Raw genomic sequence first — 19,297 nt, 5'->3', positions numbered from 1 at the left:
GCTTCGCGGACAATCGGAATGCCGCCCAGCCGCTCCCACAAAAGCAGGGATTGCGCCACCACCCCGTAATGGGGACATAGCCGGTTTTTTGCCTGGTCCATCAATCGTCAGCGGGGTCGACCAGGGTCAGCCAAGGCCAGTGGCGGATGCGGATCGGCAGGGACTTCTGCAGCAGTTCCAGTTGCGCGGGTACGTCGTCGGTCGCGAACACGCCGGTGACCGGCAGTGCCCGCAGGCGCTCGTCGCGGATCAGGATCAGGCCGTCCTGGTAGTCGCCGAGCTGGTCGAGCACCTCGCCCAGCGGCTGGCCGTCGAACACCAGCCGGCCGCGGCGCCAGCCGGTGGCGGCCTGGACATCCGCCGGCTCGGGCGGGCGCAGGCCGTCGGGGCCGAACGCCAGGCGCTGCCCGCTCTCCAGCCGTTGCTCGGCGCCGTCCTGGCTGACCAGCACGCTGTGTTCGGTGACCACCACCGAGACCCGGTCGCCCTCGCGCCGGACGTCGAAGCCGGTGCCCAGCGCGCGAATCCGCCCGCCGGCCGCCTCGACCTCGAACGGGCGGCTCGGGTCGGCGGCGACCTGCACGTGCAGTTCGCCGCCATGCAGGCGCAGCACGCGCCGTTCGCCGTCGAGGGCGAGGTCGACGCGGGTGTGGGGCGCCAGTTCGAGGCGCGAGCCGTCGGCGAGGGTGAGTTCGCGGCGCTCGCCGCTGCCGGTGCGCTGGTCGGCCAGCCAGCCCTGGCGTTCGGCCTGCCAGCCGCCGGCGAGGAACAGGGCGAGCAGCACCGCCAGCGCGGGGCGTGCGAAGCGGCGCGGCGTGGCCGGGGAATGGCCGAGCGCCTCCCACAGCCGCTCGGCGTCGGCGCTGGCGGCGCGATGGTCGACGCTCAGCCGGCTCCACTGTGCGTAGTCCGCCCAGTCGTCCTCGCTGGCGGCGCCGTCATGCAGGCGTACCAGCCGCTGCAGCGCCTCCTCGGTCAGCGGCGGCAGGGGACGGTCCAGGTCCTCGTCGCTGGGCTTCATTCGGCGACCAGCCCGAGGCGGCGGGCACAGTGGCGCAGGGCGCGCATGATGTACTTGCAGACCATGCTCGGCGAGACGCCCAGGCGCTCGGCGATGGCCGCGTGGTTCAGGCCGTGCAGGCGATTGAGCAGCAGCGCCTCGCGGCAGTTCGGCGGCAGCTCCTGCAGCGCCTGGTGCAGCAGCTGCAACTGCTGGCGCAGCTCGTACAGGCGCTCGGGGCCGGGGCGGGCGTCGAGCAGTTGGTCGTCGAGTTCGTCCAGCGGCGTGGTTTCGCTGCGCCGGCCGCGGCTGCGGCGCAGGTCGATGATCAGGTTGCCGAGGATGCGCAGGAGGAAGAAGCGCGGGTTGGCGATGGCTTCGCGGCGGCCGCCGTGGTCCAGCCCGGCGTAGCGCAGGAAGGTGTCCTGGGCCAGGTCGGCGGCGGCTTCCCGGTCGCCCAGCCGGCGGTAGGCCAGTTGCTGGAGTTCCCTGTGGTACAGGCGGAACAGCTGCTCGAGATTGGGGGCCATGGCGGGTCCGAAGGCGAAGCGGGCGCGCCAGACTAGCTAAAACGAGAATTGTTCGCAAACGTGGTGCGAGTGAGTCGGGGGAGTGATAGGGCGTCATGGGGGTGTGACAGCTCCTCTGTGAAAAGCGCTGGAGGCTGGACGAGAGCCTTGCGTTTTCCTCGGTGCCCGGGCTGCTTTCCGAGCAGCGCCTGGCTCGACCGCGCCACACGGGATTTCCCGTCCCAACGCCTCGTCGTCCCCGTGCAAGCGGGGACCCAGGGCACGGTGCTCCGGTCGGCGCATGGATTCCCGCCTGCGCGGGAATGACGAGGTAGGTGGTCGTCCTCGCGAAGGCGGGGACCTAGGGCACGGTGCTCCGGTCGGCACGTGGATTCCCGCTTGCGCGGGAATGACGAGGAAAGTGGTCGTCCTCGCGAAGGCGGTGACCCAGGGCACGGTGCTCCGGCCGGCACATGGATTCCCGCCTGCGCGGGAATGACGAGGAAAGTGGTCGTCCTCGCGAAGGCGGGGACCCAGGGCACGGTGCTCCGGTCGGCACATGGATTCCTGCTTGCGCGGGAATGACGAGGAAAGTGGTCGTCCTAGCGAAGGCGAGGACCCAGGGTTCGGTGCTCCGGCCGGCGCATGGATTCCCGCCTGCGCGGGAATGACGAGGTAGGTGGTCGTCCCCGCGAAGGCGGGGACCCAGGGACGCGGTGCCCTGGTCTGCGCATGTATTCCCGTCCACGCGGAAATGACGAAAGGAAGCGACCCCCTCTGCCTACGGCTTGCGCGCCACCAGCACGGCGCGGGTCGGCGCCGGCAGGCCTTCGAGGGTGCGGCTGTGGTCGGCGGGGTCGAGGAAGTCGGGCAGCGACTGGAAGCGCATCCACTCGGTGGCGCGCTGTTCCTCGACGCTGGTGGTGGACACGTCCACGCACTGCACATCGACGAAGCCGGCGCGGCGCAGCCAGAGTTCCAGCGCTGGCACCGAGGGCAGGAACCAGACGTTGCGCATCATCGCGTAGCGGTCCTCGGGCACCAGCACCTGCTGGGCGTCGCCTTCCACCACCAGGGTCTCCAGCACCAGTTCGCCGCCCCTGAGCAGGCAGTCCTTGAGTTCCAGCAGGTGGTCGATGGGCGAGCGGCGGTGGTAGAGCACGCCCATGGAGAACACGGTGTCGAAGCCTTCCAGCTTCGCCGGCAGTTCCTCCAGGGCCAGCGGCAGGTACCAGGCCGGTGCGTCGGGCAGGTAGCGCTTGACCGCGAGGAACTGGTTGAGGAACAGCCAGTTGGGGTCGACGCCGACCACCGCGTCGGCACCGGCGCCGAGCATGCGCCACATGTAGTAGCCGTTGCCGCAGCCGACGTCGAGGATGCGCTTGCCGGCCAGGTCCAGGTGCGGCGCCACCCGCGACCACTTCCAGTCCGAGCGCCATTCGGTGTCGACGTGCACGCCGAACAGCTCGAACGGCCCCTTGCGCCAGGGAATCAGGCCCTGCAACGCGCTCTTCAGCGCGGCGCGGGTGGCCTCGTCGCAGGTGCCTTCCAGGCGCAGGGCGTCGCGCAGCTCGGCGTGCTCGACCGGCAACGCCGGCAGCGCCTCGACGGCGGCGAACCAGCGCGCCAGGTCGCCGTGGCCGACGGCCAGCTTGGCGTCGAGCTGGGCCGGCAGGTCGGCGGCCCAATCCTGCAGCGGGCTGCCCGCCAGTTGCTGTTGCAGGGCGTCGAGGTCGAGGTGGCGGATCATGGCAGGGCGATCAGGGAGGCGAAGTTGAGGCACTGGAACCAGGGCACGACCTTGGAGAAACCGGCGGCCAGCAGGCGCTCGCGGTGCTGTTCCAGGCTGTCGGGCTTCATCACGTGCTCGATGGCGCTGCGCTTCTGGGCGATTTCCAGTTCGCTGTAGCCGTTGGCGCGCTTGAACGCCAGGTGCAGCTCGCCGAGCAGGGCGTGCTCGGCCTCGTCCTCGAAGCGCAGCTTCTCCGAGAGGATCAGCGCGCCGCCCGGCAGCAGGGCCTGGCGGATGCGCGCGAGCAGTTCCTGGCGCTGCTGCGGCGCGACGAACTGGAGGGTGAAGTTGAGCGCCACCAGCGAGGCCGGTTGCAGGTCCAGGGCGAGGATATCGGCCTCGACCACCTCGGCCGGCAGCAGCTCCTGGAACATGGCGTCCTGGGCGTGCAGGTATTCGGAGCAGCGCTCGACCATGGCGTGGGAGTTGTCCACGGCGACCACCCGGCAGCCGTCGGTCTTCACGTGGCGGCGCAGCGCCTGGGTCACCGCGCCGAGGGAGCAGCCCAGGTCGTACAGCACGCTGTGCGGCTGGGCGAACTGCGCGGCCAGCACGCCGAGGTTCTCGACGATGGTCGGGTAGCCCGGCACCGAGCGCTTGATCATGTCCGGGAAGACCCTGGCCACGTCCTCGTTGAAGACGAAGTCCGGCACCTGTTCCAGGGGCTGGGAAAAGAGTCGGTCGGGCTGCTGCTTCACGGCGGTCGGTCCGGTGTGGAAAAGGCCGGCATTCTAGCCAAGAGCGGGCCGTGGCCCAACCGCCTTCACTTCAACTGGTCGGAAAAGAATTCGCCGGCGCCCTGCAGCGGGCCGAGCGGGTTGCGCTTGACCTCGTAGCGGCGGATGTTCGGTTCGCCGTTGCTGACCTTGTGCACCAGGGTGTCGTCGACCAGCACGAACACCGCGCGGAAGGCCCAGCCCTGCAGCTCGCGCTTCTTGCGGAAGTTGAACACGTCGGCCCAGAAGTTGCCGACCCGCTGGGTGTCGGTCTTGTTGAAGTCGAAGGCGTAGCCGATGCAGCGGTCCTTGGCTTCCAGGCACTGCAGCAGGCCGTCGGGCAGGTACTCGATGGGTACGTTGGGCTGGACGAACATCAGGCGCAGGTCGATGAACGAGAGCATCTTGCCGTTGCCCTGGGCCAGCGGGTCGAAGCCGAGGGAGAACAGTTCGGAGCGGGTGGTCTTGCCGGGCTGGGCCTGGGAGTAGCGGATCTCGGCGTCCAGGTAGTCGTTGAACGGCGAGAGCACCTCGGCGCGCTCGCTGGGGAGCAGGCTACCGCAGCCTGACAGCAGGAACAGGTACAGCGGGAGCAGCATCCACGACTTGCCTTGCATGGCCGACCTCCACCAGAGAGCCTGACTCTCTCTATAGACGATTTGCCGGGGCGTCGCCGTTTTCCGGCGAGCGCGCCCGTGCCTGCGCGGCACGGGCGCGCCTGACGTTGCCTAGCGCTCGGCCAGGGAAGGCGTCGTGGAGGCGGTCGCGGTGTGAGCCGGGCGGGCGAGCAGGAGCACCGCGGAGGTGGCGATGCCGAACTGGCCCAGCCAGTAGCTGAGGATGATGGCGTAGCGCGCGCCCTCGAAGGGCGCGACGAAGCGGTTGATGCCGATCAGGCTGTCCGACAGCACGAACAGCGCGGCGCCGCCGGCCGCCAGCCAGGCGGACGCGCCGGCCACCACGCCGACCCGCGCCAGCGCGCGCCACAGCATGCCGCCGATGACCAGGCTGTACAGCGCCACCGGCGCCAGCATCTGGCCCAGGCCGCCACCGGCAGTGGCCAGGAGATAGAGCATGCCGCCGGCTGCCAGCGCGGCGATCAGCAGGTCGAAGGGCGCCAGGCGGCGGGTGTCGCCCAGGTAGGCCGCCAGATAGGCCAGGTGGGCAAGGAGGAAGGCGCCGAGTCCGAACACGAAGAGGTCCGCCGGCCATTCCAGCAGCAGGTCGCCGAGCAGCGACAGGCCCAGGCCGATGGTGATCCAGCGCCGGTAGTGGCCGGCCGGCGCTTCGCGCAGCCAGAGCAGCAGGCAGATGACCGGGAGCGGCTTGCTCAGCAGGCGCAGCCAGGTCAGTTCGAAGTGGTGGCCGAGGAGGAACAGGGCGACGCCGGCGAGGGCGACGATCAGCAGCAGTGGACGCATGGCGGGGTTCTCTTGTTGTTGTTTGCGCCCATTATGGCCACGCTGCCGGCCGGAATCAGTGCGGCACGTAACAGCTGGAGCGGTTTGTCGCGTCAGGGGCCGGTGCCGATGGTGGCGAAGGGGAACAGCAGGCAGGTGGTCAGCCGCGGATAGCGGGCCCCGAACGCCGCGCCGAACAGCACGCCGCCCAGCGCCCACAGGGCGAGCTGGCCGAGTTCGGGCGAGGGCGCGAAGGCCAGGCGCCCCAGACCGGCGATCCAGAAGAAGGCCAGGGCGCCGATCGTCGCGCCGGTCAGGCGATCCCGCCGGCGGATGGGCGAATGCCACCAGCGGGAGAACTGCTGGCGCCTGTTGCCGGCGAACCGGCGCAGCGCCGCGATCATCGCACGTCGATCCGGCAGTCGATGGTCTTCTCCGGCGCCACGTCCTGTTCCCAAGGCCGCTGGTAGTGCATCAGCAGGCGGCCCTCGCCGGCCTGGTAAGCCTGGTAGCGCCAGGTGGACTGGCCGCCGGCGCCGACCAGCCCGGCATCCTCCGGGGTCACGTAGACCTCGGGGCCGAGGCTGCGCAGCACGCCGCCTGCGGCGTCGGTCACCACCCAGCGGAAGCCGGTGGTGGGGTTGCTCGGCAGGGCGATGTTCAGGGTCTGTCCCGCGTGCAGCTGCAGCGGGCACTTGCCCAGCTGCTTCTCCTCCACGCTCACGGTGGATTTCGGCTGCGAGCCGCAGGCGGCCAGCAGGGCCAGGCCGCAGGGCAGCAGCAGGCGATGGAAAGGCTTCATGGCGGACTCCTGTCGGTCGAAACCCGCACAGCATAGCGGGGCAGGGCTGGGAGAGGGGCATTGCGTGCGCACGGTACGTCCTCGATTTACGGGTAGATGGCCCGGAAGCTGTCGATGCTGAAGCCGTTCAGCCGCTTGTCGCCGAACAGGATGACGGGCACGCCGTTGCCTCCAATGGCGTCGTAGGCTTTGCGGGCGCTCTGGTTCTTCTCGATGTCGTATTCGACGTAGGCGATGCCGTTCTGCCGGAAATGGTTGCGGGCCTGCCGGCAGTAGCCGCACCAGCTGGCCGCATACATGACCACGCGCTGGCTCCTGGCGGGCGCGACCGACTCGTAGCTGACGCTCTCGTAGGGCGTGACCTTGAGGGAGAGCCGCTCGGCCTTTTCCTTGTCCTGCGGCTGGTCGCCGAAGTGGACGCGCCCCTGTTCGTCGGTCCACTTGTAGATCTCCGCCGCGCAGGCGAGCGGCAGCGTGGCGAGCAGGGCGAGGATGAATTTCGACATCGGTTGGCTTCCATGCACGAGGTGAACAGTGTCCTTTCTACAGCATTGCGCCCCATAAGCAGAGCGGGTGAGGGCGGCTCACCCGTCTGCGGGGGATGGCCTCAGGCGAACAGCACCTTGGCCACGTCGGCGAAGCGCCTGGCGAAGTGTACGGTCAGCCCTTCCTTGAGGTAGTCGGGCAGCTCGGCGAAATCGCCACGGTTGGCCTCCGGCAGGATCAGCTCGAAGATCTTCTGCCGCCGCGCCGCGATCACCTTCTCGCGCACGCCGCCGATGGGCAGCACCTGGCCGGTCAGGGTCAGTTCGCCGGTCATGGCCACGCCCTTCTTCGGCGCCTGGTTGCGCGCCAGGGAGAGCAGGGCGCTGGCCATGCTGATGCCGGCGCTGGGGCCGTCCTTGGGCGTGGCGCCCTCCGGCACATGCAGGTGGACGAAGGCCTGGTCGAAGAAGCCCGGGTCGCCGCCGTATTGCTTGAGGTGGGCGCCGACGTAGCTGTAGGCGATTTCCGCCGATTCCTTCATCACCTCGCCGAGCTGGCCGGTCAGCTTGAAGCCGCGGTTGAGGGTGTGGATGCGGGTCGCCTCGATCGGCAGGGTGGCGCCGCCCATGCTGGTCCAGGCCAGGCCGGTGATCACCCCGGTGCCGTTGAACACCTGCTCGCCGCGGAACACCGGCATGCCAAGGTAGCCTTCGAGGTCCTTCGGGCCGATCTTCACCTTGCTGCCGGGGTTGTCCAGCAGCTGCACCACCGCCTTGCGCACCAGCTTGCCGAGCTGCTTCTCCAGCTGGCGCACGCCGGCCTCGCGGGCGTAACCCTCGATCACCGCGCGCAGCGCCGAGTCGCTGATGCTCAGCTGGTTCTTGTTCACCCCCGCCTTCTCCAGCTGGCGCGGCCAGAGGTGGCGGCGGGCGATGGCCAGCTTCTCCTCGGTGATGTAGCCGGACAGGCGGATCACCTCCATGCGGTCCAGCAGCGGGCCGGGGATGGAGTCGAGGGTGTTGGCGGTGCACACGAACAGCACCTTGGACAGGTCCAGGCGCAGGTCCAGGTAGTGGTCGAGGAATTCGACGTTCTGCTCCGGGTCGAGGGTCTCCAGCAGCGCTGAGGCCGGGTCGCCCTGGTAGCTGGCGCCCATCTTGTCGATCTCGTCGAGCATGATCACCGGGTTCATCACCTCGGCTTCCTTCAGCGCCTGCACCAGCTTGCCGGGCATGGCGCCGATGTAGGTGCGGCGGTGGCCCTTGATCTCTGCCTCGTCGCGCATGCCGCCCACGCTGAAGCGGTAGAAGGGCCGGCCGAGGGATTCGGCGATGGATTTGCCGATGCTGGTCTTGCCCACGCCGGGTGGGCCGACCAGCAGCACGATGCTACCGGAGATCTCGCCCTTGAAGGCGCCCACCGCGAGGAACTCGGTGATGCGCGCCTTGATGTCGTCCATCCCGGCGTGGTGCTTGTCCAGCACCTTGCGCGCGTGGCCGAGGTCGAGCTTGTCCTGGCCGAGCAGGCCCCAGGGCAGGGCGGTGGCCCAGTCCAGGTAGTTGCGGGTCACCGCGTATTCCGGTGAGCCGGATTCGAGGATCGCCAGTTTGTGCAGTTCCTCGTCGATGCGCTTCTGCGCCTGCTCGGGCAGGGTCTTGCCGGCCAGGCGGGCGCGGAATTCGTCGGCGTCGGCGCTGCGGTCGTCCTTGGTGATGCCCAGCTCCTGCTGGATCACCTTGAGCTGTTCCTTGAGGAAGAATTCGCGCTGGTGCTGGCCGATCTTGCGGTCCACCTCGGCGGACAGCTCGTTCTGCAGGCGTGCGACTTCCACCTCCTTGCGCAGCAGCGGCAGCACCTTCTCCATGCGCCGCAGGATCGGCACGCAGTCGAGCACTTCCTGCAGCACGCCGGCCGGCGCGGTGGTCAGCGCGGCGGCGAAGTCGGTCAGCGGCGACGGGTCGTTGGGGCTGAAGCGGTTCAGGTAGTTCTTCAGCTCCTCGCTGTACAGCGGGTTGAGCGGCAGCAGTTCCTTGATCGCGTTGATCAGCGCCATGCCGTAGGCCTTGACCTCGTCGCGGCCGTCATTCTGGCCCTGCGGGTAGTCCACCTCGGCCAGGTAGGGCGGGCGGTGGCGCTTGAGCCAGCCGCGTACGCGCACCCGGCCCAGGCCCTGGGCGACGAACTGCAGCTTGCCGTCGGCGCGGCTGGCGTGGTGCACGCGCACCAGGGTGCCGTGCTCGGGCAGGCTGGCGGTGTCGAAGTGGCGCGGATCGGTCACCGGCTGGTCGACGTAGAACAGCGCCAGGCACTTGTGCTCGGTGTTGGCCACCAGTTCCAGGGTTTCCGCCCAGTGCTCCTCGCTGACGATGACCGGCAGCACCTGGGCCGGGAAGAACGGGCGGTTGTGGATGGGGAGGACGTACAGCTTGTCCGGCAGGGTCTGGCCTGGCAGGGCGAGGTGGGTGGCCTGGCGATGCGCCTCGGCCTCGATGTATTCGTGGGTGATGTCCTGATCGCTCATGGCGGCCCTTGTCTGCTCAACCTGTGGTAGCGGGTTAGATGGGGCGATGGCCGGGGCATTTCAATGTCATTTTCGGGTTGCGCCTTTTTTGAGGGATGGTGCAACCGATGCCGCTTATCGGTGATACTGCCGCTTCGCCGTCCAACTGGTTAAAGTGCAACCCTGCCTCGGTCCGGTATTCCGCCCATGCTCAATGCCCGCCTCGCGCGCCTGGACAACCAGGCCCACGAACACGCCCACGACTATCACCAGCTGGTGATGTCGCTGTCCGGTCGCGCGGAATTCGAGGTCAGCGGCTGTGGTGGCGAGGTCTGCCGCATGCGCGCCTGCCTGGTGCCAGGGGACGCCGACCACCAGTTCGCCGGCATGGGCGACAACCGCATGCTGATCCTCGACCTGGACGGGCGCGATACCTCGCCGGAAGACCTCGACCTGCTCGCCCAGCTGTTCGAGAGCCCGCGCTACCCGACCCTGGATGCCGATTTCCAGAACCTGCTGAGCTACGCCGGCGCCGAACTGGCCCGCTACGGCAGCGACCCGCACCTGGCCCGCGCGCTCGGCGGCGTATTGCTGCGGGCCCTGCACCTGCGCCTGTTCGGCGAGGGCCGTCGCGGCGCCATCGCCAGCCTCGACATCGGCCGGCTGGACGCCTACATCGTCGAGCACCTGGCGCGGCGCATCACGGTGATCGAGCTGGCCCAGGTGGCCTGCCTCAGCCCCAGCCACTTCCACGCCCAGTTCAAGGACAGCGTGGGCCTGACCCCGCACCAGTACCTGCTCAAGACCCGCCTCGACCACGCCGCACGGCTGCTGCGCGAGAGCCCGCTGCCGCTGGTGCGGATTGCCGGGGAGTGCGGCTTCTCCAGCCAGAGCGCGCTGACCACCGCCATGCGCCGTTACCTCGGACTGACGCCCAAGCGGCTGCGCGGGTTGCAGTGATGCAATCACCCCTCTCCCTCTGGGAGAGGGGCCGGGGGTGAGGGTCTGCCGATCATTCGCCGTTTTCTCCCCTCCCGGAGGGAGAGGGCGGAGATACCGCTCAGTCCCCGGTCGCCACCGGCCGTGCCGGGTCGGTGATCCATTCGCTCCAGGAGCCGGCGTACAGCGGCGCCAGCGGATAGCCGGCCAGGCTCAGGGCGAACAGGTTGTGGCAGGCGGTGACGCCGGAGCCGCAGTAGGCCACCAGGGACTGCGCCGGTTTTTCTCCGCGCAGCGCGTCGAAGCGTGCGCGCAGGCGGTCCGCCGGCAGCCAGCGACCGTCTTCGCCCAGGTTGTCGGTGAACACCGCGCAGCGGGCACCGGGGATGTGCCCGGCCACCGGGTCCAGCGGTTCCACCTCGCCACGGAAGCGGGGCAGGGCGCGGGCGTCCAGCAGGGTCAGGTTCGCGTCGTTCAGGCGCTGTTGCAGCTGCCCGGCGCTCAGTACCAGGCTGGCGTCCGGCTGGCCGGCGAAGTGGCCCGGCCGTGGCGCGGGGCGTTCGTCGGTCAGCGCCAGGCCGGCGTCCTTCCAGGCCTTGAGGCCGCCGTCGAGGAGGAACGCGCCGTCGCGCTTGCCCAGCCAGGCCAGCAGCCACCAAGCGCGGGCGGCGAAGGCGCCGGGGCCGTCGTCGTACAGCACCACCGTGGAGTCGTCGTCGATGCCCCAGGCGCGCAGCTTGCCGACCAGTTCGTTGGCGTCGGGCAGTGGATGGCGCCCGGTCACGCCCTTGACCACCGGGGCGGACAGGTCCCGCTCCAGGTCGGCGAACTGCGCGCCGGGCAGGTGGCCCTCGGCGTAGCTGCGGGCGCCGTAGGCCGGGTCGTCGAGGGCGAAGCGGCAGTCGAGGATGACCAGGCCCGGTTCGCCCTGGCGGGCGTGCAGGTCTTCGGCGGTGATCAGCTGGGCGAGTGGCATGGGGCCTCCTGTGGCGGGTCGATGGACGGGCACATCATAGGGGGTGTCAGCGAATCCTGAGCCTGCCGATCCGGTCGTTGTCCAGGCTGCCCAGGTACAGGTAGTCGCCCACCGGCTTCACCGAGGTGACCATGCGCAGGTGGGTGCCGCTGGTGTCGTGCAGGCTCTCGACGATCCGGCCCTGCTCGTCGAGGGCGATGGCCAGGCCGTAGGCGGTCGGCTTCGGCCACAGCGCGCGGGGCAGCTTGGCCAGCTGGGCCTTGACCCAGGGTTGGTTCTGCAGGAAGTCGGCGTCGCTCTTGCGCGGCGTCGGCAAGGCCACCCAGAAGGTGCCGGCGCGGTCGCCCTGGAGGTTGTCCGGCATGCCCGGCAGGTTGTCGGCGAACAGATCGTGGGTGCCGGCCTTGTCGCCCTTCAGCCAGTAGCGCTGGATGCGGTAGCGGTAGGTCTCGTTGACCAGCACGAAGTCCTCGTGCTGCGACAGGGCCACGCCATTGGCGAAATACAGGTCCTTGAGCAGCACCTCGGTCTTGCCGCTGGCCGGATCGAAGACCATCAGTCGACCGTAGGGGCGGCCTTCCAGCAGGTCGAGCAGGTAGTCCGGCTGCTGGAACTTGCTGGAGGCGTCGGTGAAGTAGATGCGCCCGTCGCTGGCGATGTCCAGATCGTCGGTGAAGGCAAACGGCACACTCTCGGCCTCGGTGGCCAGGACCGTGACCTTGCCCTGTGGGTCGATGCTGAGCAGGCCCTTGTAGGCGTCCGCGACGATCAGGTTGCCCCGGGCGTCGAAGTCCATGCCCAGCGGGCGGCCGCCGGTGTTTGCGAGGGTTTCCACCTTACCGTCGGCGATGCGCACCACGCGACCGTCGTGCAGCCCTGCGTAGACCCGCCCCTGGCTGTCCACGGCGGTGTCTTCCGGGCCGTGGATCTGCCCCTGGGCCAGCAGTTTGGCCTTCATCAGGGTGTCGTTGGGCTCCAGCACGCCGGTCATCTGCGGCGCTTCTTGGGGTTTCCAGGCCAGCGGGTCGATGGGGCTGGGGGTGAAGGAGAGGACGACGCCCAGGCCCGCAACGAGCAGCACGACGAGACCGAGGATTTTCTTCATTGTTGTTTCTTCCCTGGTGGTGTGGTGCCGGCAGTGTACAGGCTGCCGGGAGAGGGGAAGAACCTGCACGGACAATCCCGTCATTCCCGCGAAGGCGGGAATCCAGGCGCCAGCCAGGACATCGTGTTCCTGGGTCCCCGCCTTCGCGGGGACGACGGGTGTGGTGGAGTCGCTGTTCCGTAGGCAACGGGCGTGAATGCCCGGTATCACGCTCGGGCATATATACTGCGCCGCATCAATCAAGGAGTGCCGCGTGGCCATCGATATTCAATGGATCCTCGACGACGCCAGCCTGGCGCGTCATTGCGCCGAGTGGCGGCAGTTGCCCTTCGTCGCCCTCGATACCGAGTTCATGCGGGTCGACACCTTCTATCCCATCGCCGGCCTGCTGCAGGTGGGCGACGGCCAACGTGCCTACCTGGTCGACCCGCTGCAGGTGAGTGACTGGGCGCCCTTCGCCGCGCTGCTGGAAGACCCGGGCGTGACCAAGGTGCTGCATTCCTGCAGCGAGGACCTGGAAGTCTTCCTGCGCCTGACCGGCGCGCTGCCGCAGCCGCTGTTCGACACCCAGCTGGCCGCCGGCTACCTCAACATCGGCTTCTCCATGGGCTATTCGCGCCTGGTGCAGGAGGTGCTGAACATCGAGCTGCCCAAGGGCGAAACCCGCTCGGACTGGCTGCAGCGGCCGCTCTCGGAGACCCAGGTGAGCTACGCCGCCGAGGACGCCCAGCACCTGGCCGAGCTGTACCAGATGCTGCTGCCCAGGCTGTCGGCGGACAAGCTGGCGTGGATCCTGGACGACGGCGCCGAGCTGGTGGCCAACCTGCGCCGCGAGGTCGACCCGGACGAGCTGTACAAGGAGGCCAAGCTGGGCTGGAAGCTGTCGCGCCAGCAGCTGGCCGTGCTGCGTGCCCTGTACGCCTGGCGCGAAGGCCAGGCGCGGGCGCGCAACCAGCCGCGTAACCGCATCCTGCGCGAGCATTCGCTGTGGCCGCTGGCGCGCTTCCAGCCGGACAACAGCGTGGCTCTGGCGCGCATCGAGGACATGCACCCGCGCACCGTGCGCCAGGATGGCGAGACCATCCTGCGGCTGATCCGCGAGGCCGCGGCGTTGCCGCCGGAGCAGTGGCCCGAGTCCCTGCCGGCACCGCTGCCGATCGAGGCCGGCGCGCTGCTGAAGCAGCTGCGCGCGGTCGGCCAGGCCGAGGCCGAGCGCCTGCAGATCGTCCCCGAGCTGATGCTGCGCAAGAAATCCCTCGAAGCCCTGCTCAAGAGCGGCTACCCCGACGGCCCATGGACGCTGCCGGACAACCTGCGCGGATGGCGCCGTGAACTGATGGGCCAGGCCCTGCTGGACGTACTGCAATGAAGAAGATCTGCTCCATCTACAAGAGCCCGCGCAAGAACGAGATGTACCTCTACGTGCTCAAGGCCGATGCCCTCAAGCGCGTGCCCGAGGGCCTGCTGGCCGCCTTCGGCGCACCGCAGCTGTGCTTCGAGATGATCCTCACCCCGGAGAAGAAGCTGGCTCGCGAGGACATCGCCCAGGTGCTGGATAACCTCGACAAGCAGGGCTACCACCTGCAGATGCCGCCGCCCGAGGAGGAGTACATCCAGCATCTGCCGGAAGAACTGCTTCGGCGCAACGATCCGGTCTGATGCGAGTCCTCCTGCTGGAGCGCGAGCAGGCGCGCTACGCCGAGTTGCTGCGGGCGGCCGAGCCCGGGCTCGAACCGCTGCACGACGCCGCCCGCGCAGGCGAGTGCCCGGTGTGGCTGGGCCAGCCGGACCTGCTGCTGCCGCTGCTGCGCCAGGGGCTGCGGCCCGACTGGCTGCAATCCACCTGGGCCGAGATCACGCCGCTGCTGGCCCCCGGTCTGCCGCGCGACTACCGTCTGAGCCGGGCGGTCGGCATCTTCGGCCAGCCCATGGCCGAATACGTGCTCGCCTACCTGCTGCTGCACCGCCGTCGCGTGCTGGCGCGCCTGGCCAGCCAGGTCGAGCAGCGCTGGGATGGCCTGCTGCCGCCCAGCCTGAACGGCTGCAAGGTGCTGGTGGTGGGCGCAGGCGACATCGGCAGCGAGATCGCCCGCTTCCTCGCGCCGTTCGGCGTGGAGCTGCGCGGCATCGCCCGCCGGCCCAGGCCCATCGAGCCCTTCGCCGAGGTGCATGGCCTGGACAACCTGGCCGAACAGGCGGCCTGGGCCGATTGCATCGTCAACGTGCTGCCGGACACACCGGCCACCCACGATCTCTACGATGCCGACCTGTTCGCGCGGATGCGCCCAGAGGCGCTGTTGATCAACTGCGGGCGCGGCGTGGCGGTGGTCGACGCCGACCTGGTGGCGGCCCTGCAGGCCGGGCAATTGGCCGGCGCGGTGATCGACGTGTGTCGCGAGGAGCCGCTGCCGCCGGGCCATCCCTTCTGGGACGCGCCGCGCCTGCTGCTCACCGGGCACAGCTCGGCGCCGACCGAACCGGCGGCGATGGCCCGGCTGTTCATCGACAACCTGCGCCGCTACCGCGACGGACAGCCGCTGCGCGGCGAGGTCGACTTCGCCCGCGGCTACTGAGGCGGCGTCAGCGCCTCGCCGATGGCATAGAAGTGCCCGCCGGCCACGTGGTGCAGGCTGCGCCAGGCCGGGTCGGCGTCCTCGAAGTGCCAGCGGCCGCCGTGGAATACCCGGTCGTCGGCCCAGGCGCCGACCACTTCGCCGATGAACAGGTCATAGGCCCCCTGGTTGTGCGGTTCGGGCACCAGCTCGCAGGCCAGCCAGGCAGAGCAGCCCTCGACCAGGGGCAGGTCGTGGCCGGGCAGTTCGAACAGGTCGACGCCGGCCCGGGCCAGCTTGTCCGGCGCCTCCTTGAGACTGTGATTGCCGACCTCGTGGGTCAGGCGCAGCTGGGCGACCGTCGGCACCTGGATCGCGAAGCGGCCGCTGTGCTCGATCAGCTCGCGGGTGCGGGTGGCCTTGTCCAGCACCACGGTGAGCTTGGGCGGGGCGAAATCCAGCACGCAGGCCCAGGCCGCCGCCATCACGTTGTCCACGCCGCCGTGGCGCGCCGAGACCAGCACGGTTGGGCCGTGGTTGAGCAGGCGGTAGGCCTTGGCGAGGTCGACGGGGGCGAGGTGGGGATTCATCGGAGACTCCTGGCGCTGGGAATTCTGATCGTGCTGTCGCTGGCTATAGCAGGACCTCGCCCACCGGCTCCAGCGGCGCCGGCGTCGGTTCGCCGATCAGCTCCAGGGTCGAGATCTCGATGGTGCGGCAGATGGCGTCCAGCGGCAGGTCGTTGGGCTGGGTATCGAACGGGTCGGCGATCTGGTCGCCGAGGGCGTCCAGGCCGAAGAAGGTGTAGGCCAGCACGCACACCGCGACCGGGGTGAACCAGCCGATGCTGCCGACCAGGCAGAAGGGCAGCAGGAAGCAGTAGATGTGCACCACCCGGTGCAGCATCAGGATGTACGGATAGGGAATCGGCGTGTTGCGGATGCGCTCGCAGCCGCCCAGCACGTAGGAGAGGCGGGTCAGCTGCTGGTCGATCTCGACCAGCACCACGTCGCTGGCGCCGCTGCCGCGTGCCTGTGCCATGAAGCGCTGGCCGAGCAGGCCGAGCAGCGCGTTGGGCGAGGTCGGCAGGTCTTGCGCGTCGTCGCCCAGCGCCCGCCGGGTGTCGTCGCTCATCGGTTGCCCGCGCAGTGTGTCGCGCAGCGCATGGGCGAAGCCGATCAGCGGCCTCGCCAGCGCCAGACGGGATTCCCGGTCCAGTTCCGGCAGCAGGGTGACGCTCTGCCGGGCCAGGTTGCGCGCGACGATCAGCAGCTCGCCCCACAGCGTGCGTGCCTCCCAGAAGCGCTGGTAGGCCACGGTGTTGCGGAACGCGAGGAAGATCGCCAGCGTCAGCCCCCACAGGGTGAAGGGCGTCGCCGTCAGCAGCATGTGGTGGGCGTCGAGCAGGCCCTGGCTCGCCACCACCAGCGAGCTGAGCAGCACCGTGTACATCACCTTCTTCCAGATGACCGGGATGATCGAACCCTTGATGGAGAACAGCAGGGTCCAGAGGGAGACACGTGGGGGGTAGATGATCATGGGCTGTATCGGTACGGGCCGCGCGGGGAGGCGCAATAGTACCGAAAAGGGCGGTGCCCCGGGTTGGCCGTGGTGGGGCGGGCGCAGGCTGTCTGCCGCCGACCCAATCACTGCGCGGCGGTTGGAGACCCGCGGCAGGCCTTCCGCCGCTGGACCGGGGTGACGGTGAACGAATACCGGCGGGGGAAGCGGGGCGCCTGAGCCGCCCGTTCGTCCTCCGCATCCCTGGTGTGCCCCCGCCGCGCGGCGCCGACCCGTCTGCTATACCGAAGGTCTTTCGTTCGGAGTCGTGAATGGAAGGCGGGCATGGTGCCCCCACACAACACAGCAACCAGGAGCGGTATCTACGATGGCAAGTCCAGCGGATGTGATCATTTCCAACAGGCTCGATGTGTCGATCAGAACCAAAGTGACCCGGGATTACTGGGTCGAAGGCGACGGGAAGTCCATCGACGACAAGCTGATCGGCCCGAACAGCACGGCCACGTTCAGGGTGAAGGCGAAGACCGGCCACCACGGCGAACTGGATATAGAGCTGCTACGCGACGGCGACAAGCAAGTCCTCGGCACCGCCTACATCAAGAGCATAAAGGACCCCCAGGACGGCGGCGGCCTGAAATCCAGCGTCACCGACGCCCAGGCCAACCTGCAGCTCGCGACCTATGGTGAACGCCATTCGCCGGGCGACAAGGACCTGCGTCGGATCACCTTCACGCTGCTGAAGGCCGGCTATGCCGAACTGGGTTTCAATGAAGTGTCGATGAAGTCCGCCCACAACAGCTACGAGCGGAAGGAAGGCTTCGTCCAGCAGCTGCAGTGGAACGCCGGCCAGCCCTCGAAGGATGGCTGCGGCTCGCTGGAGATCGACGTGGCGCAGTCCAAGGACGGCAACGAATGGGCGGTGACGCACACCAAGGACTACGACAAGAAGGACCGCCAGCTGTCGCAGTACCTGTCCGACCTCACCGCCTACTCGAACGCCTACCCGGGGCACGATGTGATCACCCTGCACATCGACCTGAAAAAGGTGCACTCGGACAACTTCCCCGCCGAGCTGGACGAGTACATCCGCGCACGGCTGCTCATGCCGATCTACCCACCCGGGGACCTCATGGGCACCTGCGATTCCCTGCCCGAAGGGGCCAGGACGAACGGCTGGCCGACCATCGCCGAACTGGCTGGCAAGATCATCATCTGCCTGACCGGCGACGAAACCGCGAAGAAGAAATACGCCTCGACCGATCCCAAGAAGCGCCTCTGCTTCGCGGACAAGAAATGCGGCAACGACGAAGACCCGGCGGACACTCATCGGGTCTTCTTCAACTACAACATCACCCACCCGACGCGTGACCAATGGATGTTGGTATTCCGCAAGGCCGCCGGGAAAAGGGATGTGCTATTGCGGGCCTATGAAGTGAACAGCGACGACAACTGGTACGACTGCCTCGAAAGCGGCTGCAACTTCATCGCCACCAACAAGATCGAGAACCATGCGTGGGCGGCGGTGGGGCACCAACGCTTCGTGAAGCGCACGCCGCTTGTGTAGCCGCTGGAGAAACGCCGGCATCGGGCGATGCCGGCGATTTCATTGGCCGAATACTGTTCACTGATGGCTGCCCTCGTGGGGGCGGCTGGGCGGCATTCCGATTGGCTGCGAAGCGTTGCTGTCAGCCCCGTTCGCGGACAAGTCCGCTCCTACATAGTTGGCTCGACAACGGGGCGTGTCCGATCATTCCTTATGTGGCGGATATTACTTTCACTCTCTGAGCTTCTGGGCAAGCGAGCGCAGCGGCGAGAGTACCTGTCGCTTGGTCCCATTGAGGAGTGACTCCTGTTCGAAGGAGGGCAATGCCGCGACAGCCTCATCTGGCTGCTTGTAGCCGGGGAACAGGCTAAGCGCGTTGCCGCGTTCGACACGGGCCGCTTCGCCGGCGCTCCAGAAGTCGGAGGCGACCAGTTCCTTGATCTGTTGCTGAGCGTGTTGGCCGGAGGCGAATGGCGCATCGGTGCCGAACAGCAGTCGGTCTGGCTCGACCAGCTCGCGCAACGTCGCCATCGATGGGCGCGAGAGGGAGGTGGCGGTGTCCAGGTAGAAGCGCCTCAGGTAAGTCAGCACGCCCTGGGTCGCCGTGTCCCCATACTCGATCATGGTGTTGGCCAGGGACACCCTCCACGCGACGTAGGGCAGGAAGCCTCCGGCGTGAGCGAGAATCCAGCGGATCTTGTGGAAGCGCTCCATCGTGCCCGACAGGATGAGGTTCAGCCCGGCTCGGGTAATGTCGCAGGGGTATTCCACCACGCTCAGGGGCGTGCTCAGGCCGAGAGGGTCGGTGGCCGGTACGTTCGGGTGGACGAAGACGATGGCGCTGCGCTCGTTGAGTTCGTGCATCAGCTCTGTGAAGAGGGGATCGCCCAGGAATTTCCCGTCGTTGCTGGCCATCAGGACCACGCCGTCCGCCTGCAAGGTATCGAGCGCGTGGATGGCCTCCGCGCAGGCCCGTTCGGTGTACGGCAATGGCAGGTGCGCGAAGAATCCCATCCGGCCCTTGTGGCGCTCGGCCAGTTCGCGCGAGAACTCGTTGCTGCTGTGCGAGAAGGCCGTCAGTTCGGCTTCACCCACCTGAATGCCGGGCAGCACCGCAGAGGTGATTGCCGTCTGCACGCCGTCCGCCTGCAGGGACGCGATGAACGACTCAGGGGACCAGTCGGGTAGTTCGAGCCCGGCAAGCGACCTCGTGTTGCGACGTGCCAGCAGGTCACGCATGGCCGGAGGCACGATATGGCGATGAACGTCGATCACGCCGGATTGCTCGACTGCAGCGATGGCCGCCGCGTCCGCAACCGGATCAAGGTTCCTCACGATGTTCTTCTCTGGTTCGCGTTTCATGTTCGATGCGAGCATCCCGGCACCCATGAGCGCGCCAGCGCCCACGACGAATGTACGACGTTTCATGACCACCTCTTGTTCTTGTACTGAAGCC

At 68.2% G+C, this 19,297-nt stretch carries 20 protein-coding genes; 5 read left to right on the top strand and 15 right to left on the bottom strand.

Annotated features, from left to right (window positions below; genetic code table 11):
- Positions 1-100: 100 nt before the first annotated feature.
- The 10 genes from N7640_RS20800 to lon form a co-directional block, all read right to left on the bottom strand.
- Positions 101-1,021 carry a FecR domain-containing protein gene (locus N7640_RS20800; RefSeq protein WP_279905373.1) on the bottom strand — a complete coding sequence of 307 codons (921 nt, stop codon included), beginning with the start codon at positions 1,019-1,021 and terminating at the stop codon, positions 101-103.
- Positions 1,018-1,530, bottom strand: coding sequence for an RNA polymerase sigma factor (locus N7640_RS20795; protein ID WP_279905372.1), 513 nt, complete (start codon positions 1,528-1,530; stop codon positions 1,018-1,020). The genes N7640_RS20800 and N7640_RS20795 overlap by 4 nt, the downstream gene beginning before the upstream one ends.
- Positions 1,531-2,290: 760 nt before the next feature.
- Positions 2,291-3,259 carry a tRNA 5-methoxyuridine(34)/uridine 5-oxyacetic acid(34) synthase CmoB gene (gene cmoB / locus N7640_RS20790; protein ID WP_279905371.1) on the bottom strand — a complete coding sequence of 323 codons (969 nt, stop codon included), beginning with the start codon at positions 3,257-3,259 and terminating at the stop codon, positions 2,291-2,293.
- A complete protein-coding gene (cmoA, locus tag N7640_RS20785) occupies positions 3,256-3,999 on the bottom strand; it encodes a carboxy-S-adenosyl-L-methionine synthase CmoA (protein WP_220813549.1) in 744 nt (247 codons plus the stop codon). Before cmoA ends, cmoB begins: the two co-directional genes overlap by 4 nt.
- 65 nt (positions 4,000-4,064) lie before the next feature.
- Complete coding sequence (locus tag N7640_RS20780) at positions 4,065-4,634, bottom strand: hypothetical protein (RefSeq protein WP_220813548.1); 570 nt, start codon at positions 4,632-4,634, stop codon at positions 4,065-4,067.
- 111 nt (positions 4,635-4,745) lie between these two features.
- Entirely contained in the window at positions 4,746-5,438 is a 693-nt protein-coding gene (locus N7640_RS20775) for a lysoplasmalogenase (protein ID WP_279905370.1), read from the bottom strand.
- A 92-nt stretch (positions 5,439-5,530) separates the two neighbouring features.
- Positions 5,531-5,821 (bottom strand): hypothetical protein, encoded by a 291-nt coding sequence (locus tag N7640_RS20770; protein ID WP_279905369.1) that lies wholly within the window; start codon positions 5,819-5,821, stop codon positions 5,531-5,533.
- The gene (locus tag N7640_RS20765; protein WP_279905368.1) at positions 5,818-6,219 is read right to left on the bottom strand and encodes a protease inhibitor I42 family protein; all 402 of its coding nucleotides are present in this window, start codon (positions 6,217-6,219) and stop codon (positions 5,818-5,820) included. Before N7640_RS20765 ends, N7640_RS20770 begins: the two co-directional genes overlap by 4 nt.
- A gap of 86 nt (positions 6,220-6,305) precedes the next feature.
- Entirely contained in the window at positions 6,306-6,725 is a 420-nt protein-coding gene (locus N7640_RS20760) for a glutaredoxin family protein (protein ID WP_279905366.1), read from the bottom strand.
- A 101-nt stretch (positions 6,726-6,826) separates the two neighbouring features.
- Positions 6,827-9,226 carry an endopeptidase La gene (gene lon, locus N7640_RS20755; protein ID WP_279905365.1) on the bottom strand — a complete coding sequence of 800 codons (2,400 nt, stop codon included), beginning with the start codon at positions 9,224-9,226 and terminating at the stop codon, positions 6,827-6,829.
- A 186-nt stretch (positions 9,227-9,412) separates the two neighbouring features.
- On the opposite strand from lon, the gene N7640_RS20750 reads away from it, so the two are divergent.
- On the top strand, positions 9,413-10,165 hold the full coding sequence (locus N7640_RS20750; RefSeq protein ID WP_279905364.1) for an AraC family transcriptional regulator: 753 nt from the start codon (positions 9,413-9,415) through the stop codon (positions 10,163-10,165).
- 100 nt (positions 10,166-10,265) lie between these two features.
- On the opposite strand, the gene N7640_RS20745 is transcribed toward N7640_RS20750, so the two are convergent.
- Together N7640_RS20745 and N7640_RS20740 are read right to left on the bottom strand one after the other, a co-directional pair.
- Entirely contained in the window at positions 10,266-11,120 is an 855-nt protein-coding gene (locus N7640_RS20745; protein ID WP_279905363.1) for a sulfurtransferase, read from the bottom strand.
- 46 nt (positions 11,121-11,166) lie between these two features.
- Positions 11,167-12,225, bottom strand: coding sequence for an SMP-30/gluconolactonase/LRE family protein (locus N7640_RS20740; protein WP_279905362.1), 1,059 nt, complete (start codon positions 12,223-12,225; stop codon positions 11,167-11,169).
- Positions 12,226-12,478: 253 nt separating this feature from the next.
- Here N7640_RS20740 and rnd point away from each other — a divergent pair, with 253 nt between their 5' ends.
- Genes rnd through N7640_RS20725 form a run of 3 tightly spaced genes read left to right on the top strand, consistent with a single transcriptional unit; the run spans position 12,479 to position 14,798 of the window.
- Positions 12,479-13,594: a ribonuclease D gene (gene rnd / locus N7640_RS20735; protein WP_279905361.1), complete on the top strand. Its 1,116-nt coding sequence runs from the start codon at positions 12,479-12,481 to the stop codon at positions 13,592-13,594.
- Positions 13,591-13,884, top strand: coding sequence for a YcgL domain-containing protein (locus N7640_RS20730; protein WP_279905360.1), 294 nt, complete (start codon positions 13,591-13,593; stop codon positions 13,882-13,884). The genes rnd and N7640_RS20730 overlap by 4 nt, the downstream gene beginning before the upstream one ends.
- Complete coding sequence (locus N7640_RS20725) at positions 13,884-14,798, top strand: D-2-hydroxyacid dehydrogenase (RefSeq protein WP_279905359.1); 915 nt, start codon at positions 13,884-13,886, stop codon at positions 14,796-14,798. Before N7640_RS20730 ends, N7640_RS20725 begins: the two co-directional genes overlap by 1 nt.
- Here N7640_RS20725 and N7640_RS20720 read toward each other — a convergent pair.
- The gene (locus N7640_RS20720) at positions 14,792-15,367 is read right to left on the bottom strand and encodes a flavin reductase family protein (protein WP_279905358.1); all 576 of its coding nucleotides are present in this window, start codon (positions 15,365-15,367) and stop codon (positions 14,792-14,794) included. The two genes, N7640_RS20725 and N7640_RS20720, sit on opposite strands and share 7 nt — an antisense overlap.
- Before the next feature lie 43 nt (positions 15,368-15,410).
- Complete coding sequence (locus tag N7640_RS20715) at positions 15,411-16,316, bottom strand: bestrophin family ion channel (RefSeq protein ID WP_279905357.1); 906 nt, start codon at positions 16,314-16,316, stop codon at positions 15,411-15,413.
- 391 nt (positions 16,317-16,707) lie between these two features.
- Here N7640_RS20715 and N7640_RS20710 point away from each other — a divergent pair, with 391 nt between their 5' ends.
- On the top strand, positions 16,708-17,862 hold the full coding sequence (locus N7640_RS20710) for a Ca2+-dependent phosphoinositide-specific phospholipase C (RefSeq protein ID WP_279905356.1): 1,155 nt from the start codon (positions 16,708-16,710) through the stop codon (positions 17,860-17,862).
- A 210-nt stretch (positions 17,863-18,072) separates the two neighbouring features.
- Here the strand turns inward: N7640_RS20710 and N7640_RS20705 are convergent, their stop codons facing one another.
- On the bottom strand, positions 18,073-19,269 hold the full coding sequence (locus N7640_RS20705; RefSeq protein ID WP_279905355.1) for an amidohydrolase family protein: 1,197 nt from the start codon (positions 19,267-19,269) through the stop codon (positions 18,073-18,075).
- Positions 19,270-19,297: the final 28 nt, after the last annotated feature.

Source organism: Pseudomonas sp. GD04015 (assembly GCF_029837675.1).
Classification (GTDB): Bacteria; Pseudomonadota; Gammaproteobacteria; order Pseudomonadales; family Pseudomonadaceae; genus Aquipseudomonas; species Aquipseudomonas paralcaligenes.
The sequence above is the reverse complement of the archived record's forward strand: the minus strand, read 5'-3'. Positions and strand labels throughout refer to the sequence as shown.

Coding starts and splice junctions, on each gene's coding strand:
- N7640_RS20800 (WP_279905373.1), bottom strand. CDS start 1,021: ATGAAGCCCAGCGACGAGGACCTGGACCGTCCCCTGCCGCCGCTGACC.
- N7640_RS20795 (WP_279905372.1), bottom strand. CDS start 1,530: ATGGCCCCCAATCTCGAGCAGCTGTTCCGCCTGTACCACAGGGAACTC.
- cmoB (WP_279905371.1), bottom strand. CDS start 3,259: ATGATCCGCCACCTCGACCTCGACGCCCTGCAACAGCAACTGGCGGGC.
- N7640_RS20780 (WP_220813548.1), bottom strand. CDS start 4,634: ATGCAAGGCAAGTCGTGGATGCTGCTCCCGCTGTACCTGTTCCTGCTG.
- N7640_RS20775 (WP_279905370.1), bottom strand. CDS start 5,438: ATGCGTCCACTGCTGCTGATCGTCGCCCTCGCCGGCGTCGCCCTGTTC.
- N7640_RS20770 (WP_279905369.1), bottom strand. CDS start 5,821: ATGATCGCGGCGCTGCGCCGGTTCGCCGGCAACAGGCGCCAGCAGTTC.
- N7640_RS20765 (WP_279905368.1), bottom strand. CDS start 6,219: ATGAAGCCTTTCCATCGCCTGCTGCTGCCCTGCGGCCTGGCCCTGCTG.
- N7640_RS20760 (WP_279905366.1), bottom strand. CDS start 6,725: ATGTCGAAATTCATCCTCGCCCTGCTCGCCACGCTGCCGCTCGCCTGC.
- lon (WP_279905365.1), bottom strand. CDS start 9,226: ATGAGCGATCAGGACATCACCCACGAATACATCGAGGCCGAGGCGCAT.
- N7640_RS20750 (WP_279905364.1), top strand. CDS start 9,413: ATGCTCAATGCCCGCCTCGCGCGCCTGGACAACCAGGCCCACGAACAC.
- N7640_RS20745 (WP_279905363.1), bottom strand. CDS start 11,120: ATGCCACTCGCCCAGCTGATCACCGCCGAAGACCTGCACGCCCGCCAG.
- N7640_RS20740 (WP_279905362.1), bottom strand. CDS start 12,225: ATGAAGAAAATCCTCGGTCTCGTCGTGCTGCTCGTTGCGGGCCTGGGC.
- N7640_RS20730 (WP_279905360.1), top strand. CDS start 13,591: ATGAAGAAGATCTGCTCCATCTACAAGAGCCCGCGCAAGAACGAGATG.
- N7640_RS20725 (WP_279905359.1), top strand. CDS start 13,884: ATGCGAGTCCTCCTGCTGGAGCGCGAGCAGGCGCGCTACGCCGAGTTG.
- N7640_RS20720 (WP_279905358.1), bottom strand. CDS start 15,367: ATGAATCCCCACCTCGCCCCCGTCGACCTCGCCAAGGCCTACCGCCTG.
- N7640_RS20715 (WP_279905357.1), bottom strand. CDS start 16,316: ATGATCATCTACCCCCCACGTGTCTCCCTCTGGACCCTGCTGTTCTCC.
- N7640_RS20705 (WP_279905355.1), bottom strand. CDS start 19,269: ATGAAACGTCGTACATTCGTCGTGGGCGCTGGCGCGCTCATGGGTGCC.